The 7,286-nt window shown below is 72.1% G+C and carries 8 protein-coding genes; 1 reads left to right on the top strand and 7 read right to left on the bottom strand.

The features are described from left to right. Window positions 1–187: 187 nt before the first annotated feature. The 3 genes from ACFW2E_RS37040 to ACFW2E_RS37030 all read right to left on the bottom strand — a co-directional run bounded on the left by ACFW2E_RS37040 (window position 188) and on the right by ACFW2E_RS37030 (window position 3,409). A complete protein-coding gene (locus ACFW2E_RS37040; RefSeq protein ID WP_384473485.1) occupies window positions 188–1,411 on the bottom strand; it encodes a serine hydrolase domain-containing protein in 1,224 nt (407 codons plus the stop codon). Between the two features lie 76 nt (window positions 1,412–1,487). Continuing rightward, window positions 1,488–2,831 carry an MFS transporter gene (locus ACFW2E_RS37035; protein ID WP_384473482.1) on the bottom strand — a complete coding sequence of 448 codons (1,344 nt, stop codon included), beginning with the start codon at window positions 2,829–2,831 and terminating at the stop codon, window positions 1,488–1,490. Beyond that, the gene (locus tag ACFW2E_RS37030; protein WP_384473479.1) at window positions 2,828–3,409 is read right to left on the bottom strand and encodes a TetR/AcrR family transcriptional regulator; all 582 of its coding nucleotides are present in this window, start codon (window positions 3,407–3,409) and stop codon (window positions 2,828–2,830) included. The genes ACFW2E_RS37035 and ACFW2E_RS37030 overlap by 4 nt, the downstream gene beginning before the upstream one ends. 95 nt (window positions 3,410–3,504) lie before the next feature. Between ACFW2E_RS37030 and ACFW2E_RS37025 the strand changes: the two genes are divergently transcribed. Continuing rightward, window positions 3,505–3,945 carry a PPOX class F420-dependent oxidoreductase gene (locus tag ACFW2E_RS37025; protein WP_384473476.1) on the top strand — a complete coding sequence of 147 codons (441 nt, stop codon included), beginning with the start codon at window positions 3,505–3,507 and terminating at the stop codon, window positions 3,943–3,945. On the opposite strand, the gene ACFW2E_RS37020 is transcribed toward ACFW2E_RS37025, so the two are convergent. The 4 genes from ACFW2E_RS37020 to pgi all read right to left on the bottom strand — a co-directional run. After that, the gene (locus ACFW2E_RS37020) at window positions 3,942–4,634 is read right to left on the bottom strand and encodes a TetR/AcrR family transcriptional regulator (protein WP_384473473.1); all 693 of its coding nucleotides are present in this window, start codon (window positions 4,632–4,634) and stop codon (window positions 3,942–3,944) included. The two genes, ACFW2E_RS37025 and ACFW2E_RS37020, sit on opposite strands and share 4 nt — an antisense overlap. A gap of 127 nt (window positions 4,635–4,761) precedes the next feature. Then, entirely contained in the window at window positions 4,762–5,058 is a 297-nt protein-coding gene (locus ACFW2E_RS37015; RefSeq protein WP_384473470.1) for a histidine phosphatase family protein, read from the bottom strand. A 13-nt stretch (window positions 5,059–5,071) separates the two neighbouring features. After that, the gene (gene gnd, locus ACFW2E_RS37010; protein ID WP_384473467.1) at window positions 5,072–5,953 is read right to left on the bottom strand and encodes a phosphogluconate dehydrogenase (NAD(+)-dependent, decarboxylating); all 882 of its coding nucleotides are present in this window, start codon (window positions 5,951–5,953) and stop codon (window positions 5,072–5,074) included. A gap of 2 nt (window positions 5,954–5,955) precedes the next feature. Beyond that, on the bottom strand, window positions 5,956–7,286 hold a 1,331-nt coding region (gene pgi / locus ACFW2E_RS37005), incomplete at its 5' end, for a glucose-6-phosphate isomerase (protein ID WP_384473464.1).

Raw genomic sequence — 7,286 nt, 5'->3', positions numbered from 1 at the left:
GGGGGGGGGGGGGGGGGGGCCCCCCGCCGGCGGGGCCCCGGGGGGCCCGCGCCGCGCCGCGCGTCCACGCTTCCCGGGCTGGAGGTCGACCCGGCGTCCGGCCGTCAGGTCCTGGTGCCCGCTCGCGGAACGCGCCGCCGAGGAACCGGAGTTCGGCGTGCGGCCCGACGGTCGGAAGGGGCGGGGCTCAGTCCGTCACCGCCTCGTGCACCAGCCGCCTCAGCTCCGGGAACACCTTCAGCTTCTTGGGCCGGACCTGGGTCATGAACTGAACCGTCAGTTCGCGGCCCGGGTCCACCCAGAACGTCGTGGTCGCCACCCCGCTCCAGCCGTAGGAGCCAAGACCTCTCGGGGCCAGGGTGCGGGACGGGTCGATCACCACGGAGACGTTGAAGCCGAAGCCGACACCCTCGTTGCCCGGCTCCTGGTGGGCGGGAGCGCCGAAGGCGCGCAGGTCGGCGCCGCCGGGGAGGTGGTTGCTCGTCATCAGGGCGACCGTGGCGGGGGAGAGGAGGCGCGTGCCGTCCAGTTCGCCGCCCCGGCGGAGCATCTCCATGAAGCGGTGGTAGTCGTGTGCCGTGGCCGCCATGCCGCCGCTGCCGGACAGGAAGCGGGGGCGGCCGTGCAGCGGGAGACCGGGAATCGGCGCGATGCCGCCGTCGTCCGTCTCGCCGTACAACTCCGCCAGCCGCGGGGCCTGTTCCGGGGTGATGTGGAGTCCGGCGTCCGTCATTCCCAGCGGGCGGAAGATCCGCTCGGCGAAGAACTCGTCGAGCGGCTGCCCGGACACCACCTCGACGACCCGGCCGAGCACATTGGAGGCGACCGAGTAGTTCCACTGCGTCCCGGGCTCGAACTGGAGCGGCAGGCCCGCGTACACCTCGATGGTCTCGGCGAGGTCCGCGCCCGGTGGCACCGAGGACTCCAGGCGGGCGTCGCGGTAGAGGGCGTCGACCGGGTGGGAGTGGTAGAAGCCGAAGGTCAGGCCCGCGGTGTGGGTGAGCAGGTGCCGGATCAGGACGGGTCCGTCGGCCGGGCGGGTGCGCACCTCGGCCCCGGATCCGCTCTCGTACACCCGGGGGTGGGCGAACACGGGAAGATGGCGGTCGACCGGGTCGTCCAGGGACAGCCTTCCCTCCTCCACCAGCAGCAGCACCGCGACCGCGGTGACCGGCTTGGTCATGGAGTAGATCCGCCACAGGGTGTCCGGCTCGACGGGCAGCCCGGCCGCGATGTCCCGGTGGCCGTACGTGGTCAGATGGGCGACGCGGCCGCCACGGGCCAGGGCCACCAGGTAGCCGGGCAGGCGGCCTTCGTCGACATGGCGGGCGAAGTACTGGTCGAGACGGTCAAGGGCCTTCGCGTCCAGCCCGACCTCGCCCGGGTCGACTTCCTGTCGCAGCTGTGCCATCGCTCTCCTCCGGTCGCGTCGTACGCGATACGGTCCGGCACACCCCGCCGGGTACCGCCGCGTACCTCATCAGACCTCATCGTCGCGCAGGAACCGCCGAACGGGCCTGCTCGTCGGGGTGTTGTGTGATCGACGCGACGGAGCGGCCGGGCAGCGCGCGGGCCGCCGCCGCGCCGAGGGCGGCCAGTGCCGCCAGCACGGTCAGCGGCAGCGCGGTGCCGGGTCCCATGAGCGCCGCCGCCGCGGCCACGCCCAGCGTCGGGCCGATGTTGAGGGCGGTCTGCTGCAGTCCGCCCGCGACACCGGCCGACCCGACGTCCGCCTGCCGTACGACGACATGGGTCGCCGCCACCATCACCGTGCCGAACCCGGCGCCCAGCAGCGCGAATCCGCAGCACAGGGCGAGCGTGCCCGACGCCCGGGACAGCAGCAGGACACCGAGCGCGAGGACTGCCATCGCCGCCGCGGCCGTACGGCGGGCGCCGGCCCGCCGCAGCAGCACGGCGCATCCGGGGGCGGACGCCACCATCAGCACCGCCAGCGGGAGACTGCGCAGCGCGCTCCGGAACGGGTCGAGGCCCAGGGTGTCCTGCAGCACGTAGGTGCCGACGAACAGCGTGCCGAACAGGGACGCGGACGCGGCGACCAGGATGCCGAGCGCCGCGCCGACGGACGCCGAGCCGATCACCTGCGGGGGCAGCAGCGGGCTCGCGGTACGGCGTTCGTGCCGGACGAAGGCGGCACCCGTGAGCGCGGCCAGGGCCAGGCCCGCCGGGTGCGGCGCCACCAGCGAGGCGACCAGACAGGCCAGCGTCACGGCGAGCAGCAGGGCGCCCGGCAGGTCCAGCGGGGTGTCCGCCGGCCCGGCGCGCTCAGGACCGCGTAGGACGAGGGCGAGCACGCCGAAGCCGAACGCGGGCACCACGTTGAGGAAGAAGACGGCCCGCCAGCCCAGCCCCGTCACCAGCGCTCCGCCCACGACCGGCCCCGCGGCGGCGGCCAGCCCGATGGCGCTGGTCCGCACGGCGAGGGGCATCGCCAGCCGGTCCGGCGGGTACGCGGCGCGCAGCATTCCGAGCGTGGCCGGTTGCAGCAGCGCGCCGAACACCCCCTGGGCCACCCGCAGTCCGATCACCCAGCCGATGTCCGGTGCCAGGCCGATGCCCGCCGACGCCGCGCCGAACCCGAGCATGCCCCAGGCGAACGCGCGCCGGTGCCCGTACCGGTCGCCGAGCCGCCCGGCGAACACCAGCAGGGCGGCCACCGCGACGAGATAAGCGGTGCTGGTCCACTGGACCTGGGTGAACGACGCGCGCAGATCCCGTTGCAGGGCGGGCTGAGCGACCGTGAGGACCGTGCCGTCCAGGGCCACGACCACGGCGCCCGCCACGCTGCCCACCAGCGTGAGGGCGCGGTTCACCGTGTGCCCCCCGGTCCGAGGTGCGCGTCCAGCGCGGACCGCAGGAGGGTGGTGAAGTCCGCCGCGTCGGTGGCGAGTTGGAGGCTTCCCCAGCTCCAGAGCTGGGCGATTCCGTGCAGGTTCGCCCACAACGCGCCCGCGACGAGGCGGGTGTCCGCTTCGGGCCGCACCCTGCCGACCAGCTCGGTCAGCAGTCCGAAGAGCGGCAGGCTGGTGTCCCGCAGGCCCAGACGGCCGCTCTCCAGCAGATCGTGACGGAACATCAGCTCATACATACCTGGGTTGTCCAGCGCGAACCGCAGATAGACCTCACCGAGTGCCGCCAGCTGCGTGCGCGGCTCCGCCGTGCCGTCGCCGAGCACCGAACCCGCCCGGTCGGCCAGCGCGCCGAAGCCGCGTCGGGCGATGGCCGACAGCAGCTCCAGATGGGTGGGGAAATAGCGGCGCGGCGCGCCGTGCGAGACCCCGGCACGGCGGGCGATCTCCCGCAGGGTCAGCGCCTGGGCGCCCTCGGCGGTCACCAACTCCACGCCCACGTCGACCAGCCGGGTCCGCAGACCCGTATCGGACTCACTCATAGACACTGTCTACCAGCAGTGCGTAGACAGTGTCTACTCGAAGGTGCGGTGGGCACCGGGGAATGCGCGGCCGGCCTTGCGCCGTTCACTCATGCATGACTGAGGAAGTGACGCAGGACGCACTGCTCCAGCTGCTCTCCGAGGGCCACGGCGGGGTACTGGTGACCCTCAAGCGCGACGGCCGCCCCCAGCTGTCGAACGTGAGTCACGCGTACTACCCCGACGAGCGGATCATCCGCGTCTCCGTGACGGACGACCGGGCCAAGACCCGCAATCTGCGCCGCGACCCCCGCGCCTCGTACCACGTCACCACCGCCGACCGGTGGGCCTACACGGTCGTCGAGGGCACGGCCGAGCTCTCGCCCGTGGCGCGCGACCCCTACGACGAGACGGTGGAGGAGCTGATCCGCCTCTACCGCGACGTCCTGGGCGAGCACCCCGACTGGGAGGACTACCGGGCGGCCATGGTCCGCGACCGCCGGCTGGTCGTGCGGCTGCGCGTCGAGCGGGCGTACGGGGCTCCGAAGCGCCCTTAGCCCCCGGTCCCGCGCGGCGGGATCCGGTCCGTCGCGCGCTCCGTCGTGAGGTAGGCGATCACCATGTCGCCGAGCATCGTGCGGTAGTGCCCGCGCTGTGCGGGGTCGACCAGGTCCCGCCCGAACAGGGCGCCGAAGGTGTGCCGGTTGGCGACCCGGAAGAAGCAGAACGAGCTGATCATCGCGTGCAGGTCGACCGCGTCGACGTCGGCCGTGAACAAGCCCGACTCCTGGCCGGAGGCCAGGATGCGGCGGATCACGCCGAGTGCGGGCGAACCGATCCTGCCGAGCTTCCGGGAGGCGGCGATGTGCTCGGCCCCGTGGATGTTCTCGATGCTGACCAGGCGGACGAAGTCCGGGTGCCGCTCGTGGTGGTCGAAGGTGAGCTCGGCCAGCCGCCGGATGGCCGCGACGGGGTCCAGGTGCTCCACGTCGAGCTCCTGCTCGGCCTCGCGGATCACGCCGTACGCCCGTTCCAGCACGGCCGTGAACAGCTGCTCCTTGCCGCCGAAGTAGTAGTAGATCATGCGTTTGGTGGTGCGGGTACGGGCGGCGATCTCGTCGACCCGGGCGCCGTCGTACCCGGCCCGCGCGAACTCCTGGGTCGCCACGTCGAGGATCTCGCCCCGGGTGCGGGCCGCGTCACGGATGCGCCCGTTGTGCCGTACCGGTTCGTCGACGCTGGTCATCGGGTTCCTAGGGGCGTGTGGGGCCAGTGCCGGAGATTGTAGAAGCTCGGCCCGGGAGGACCTCCTGGGCCAAGGACTCGTATCTCGGGCGCGGGCAGGGGTGTCCGGGGCCAGCCGCGGGCAGGGGTCAGCCCCTGCCGTTCCACTCCGCGATCACGGGGCGCCCGTGCTCCGTCGACAGCCGGCCGAGCGTGCCCGTCGCCGGCTGGAACAGGCGTCCGCGGGCGCGGGGCCCAGCCGGCGGCCGGTCGGGACGCGCAGGGCTGGTCGGCCTGAGCGCGAAGGTCCGGCCCGAGAGGAGCGGAGCGCGGGACTTCGCCTGTTCCGCGCCGTGCGGGGTCGGGGGCAGGCCGGTCCGGCTGGTGTGCCGGCCCGACACGCTCCATTCCGTCTCACCGCGGCGGCCCGGAAGGAGGTCCCCCATGGTCCCCCATGGCTCACTCCTTCGCGGACTCGACGGCGTGACCGCCGAACTGGTTGCGCAGGGCGGCGATCATCTTCATCTGCGGGGAGTCGTCCTGGCGCGAGGCGAACCGCGCGAAGAGCGAGGCGGTGATCGCCGGCAGCGGCACCGCGTTGTCGACGGCCGCCTCGACGGTCCACCGGCCCTCGCCGGAGTCCTGCGCGAAGCCCTTCAGCTTCTCGAGGTGCTCGTCGTCGTCCAGGGCGTTGACCGCGAGGTCGAGCAGCCAGGAACGGATGACGGTGCCGTCCTGCCAGGAGCGGAACACCTCGCGGACGTTGTCCACCGAGTCGACCTTCTCCAGGAGTTCCCAGCCCTCGGCGTAGGCCTGCATCATCGCGTACTCGATGCCGTTGTGGACCATCTTGGAGAAGTGCCCGGCGCCGACCTTCCCGGCGTGGACGTAGCCGTAGGGGCCCTCGGGCTTGAGCGCCTCGAAGATCGGCTGGAGTCGCTCGACGTCCTTGCCGTCGCCGCCGACCATCAGCGCGTAGCCGTTCTGCAGGCCCCAGACGCCGCCGGAGACGCCCGCGTCGACGAAGCCGATGCCCTTGGCGCCGAGCTCCGCGGCGTGCTTCTCGTCGTCGCTCCAGCGGGAGTTGCCGCCGTCGACCACCGTGTCGCCGGCCTCCAGCAGCTCCCCGAGCTCGTCGACGACGGACTGGGTGGCGGTGCCGGCCGGGACCATCACCCAGATCGTGCGGGGGGCGTCGAGCCGGGCGACCAGTTCGGCCAGGTCGGCGACGTCGGAGAGCTGGGGGTTGCGGTCGTAGCCGAGGACGGTGTGGCCGGCGCGGCGGATCCGCTCGCGCATGTTGCCGCCCATCTTGCCGAGGCCGATGAGTCCGAGCTGCATGATCAGTTCACTTCTTCCTGAGCGTTCCGGTCGTTCCGGGCGTGGTTGAGCGTGCGGTACGCGGCGACGAGAGCCTTGGTGGACGGGTCCAGGCCCGGGACGTCCGCCCCCTGGGTCAGGGCGGGTTCGACACGCTTGGCGAGGACCTTGCCGAGTTCGACACCCCACTGGTCGAAGGAGTCGATGTTCCACACCGCTCCCTGGACGAACACCTTGTGCTCGTAGAGCGCGATCAGCTGGCCGAGCACCGACGGGGTCAGCGCGGTCGCCAGGACCGTGGTGGTGGGATGGTTGCCCTGGAAGGTGCGGTGCGCGACCTGCTCCTCGGGCACGCCCTCGCCGCGCACCTCGTCCGCGGTCTTGCCGAAGGCCAGGGCCTGCGTCTGGGCGAAGAAGTTCGCCATCAACAGGTCGTGCTGGTCCTTGAGTTCACCACTGAGCTCGTCGACCGGACGGGCGAAGCCGATGAAGTCCGCCGGGACCAGCTTCGTACCCTGGTGGACGAGCTGGTAGTAGGCGTGCTGCCCGTTGGTGCCGGGCGTGCCCCACACCACCGGACCGGTCTGCCACTCCACCGGATCGCCCTGCCGGTCCACCGACTTGCCGTTGGACTCCATGTCCAGCTGCTGCAGGTAGGCGGTGAACTTGGACAGGTAGTGCGAGTAGGGCAGCACCGCGTGCGACTGGGCGTCGAAGAAATTGCCGTACCAGATGCCCAGCAGGCCCAGGATCAGCGGGGCGTTGGCCTCGGCGGGCGCGGTGCGGAAGTGCTCGTCGACGAGCCGGAACCCGTCGAGCATCTCGCGGAAGCGGTCCCGCCCGATGGCGATCATCAGGGACAGGCCGATCGCCGAGTCGTACGAGTAGCGGCCGCCGACCCAGTCCCAGAACTCGAACATGTTGGCCGTGTCGATGCCGAACTCGGCGACCTTCCCGGCGTTCGTCGACAGGGCCACGAAGTGCTTCGCCACCGCCTTCTCCTCGCCGTCCAGACCGGCGAGCAGCCAGGAGCGGGCGGAGGTGGCGTTGGTGATCGTCTCGATGGTGGTGAAGGTCTTGGACGCGACGATGAACAGGGTCTCCGCCGGGTCCAGGTCCCGCACCGCCTCGTGCAGGTCCGCGCCGTCCACGTTCGACACGAACCGGAAGGTCAACTCCCGCTCCGTGTAAGGGCGCAGCACCTCGTAGGCCATGGCCGGGCCCAGGTCGGAGCCGCCGATGCCGATGTTGACGACGTTGCGGATCCGCCGGCCGGTGTGCCCGGTCCAGGCGCCGGAGCGGACGCGCTCGGCGAAGTCGCTCATCCTGTCGAGCACGGCGTGCACCCCGGGCA

The sequence above is a fragment of the Streptomyces sp. NPDC058964 genome (genome assembly GCF_042741275.1).
Taxonomy (GTDB): domain Bacteria; phylum Actinomycetota; class Actinomycetes; order Streptomycetales; family Streptomycetaceae; genus Streptomyces.
This window is presented reverse-complemented; position numbering and strand designations above follow the sequence as displayed.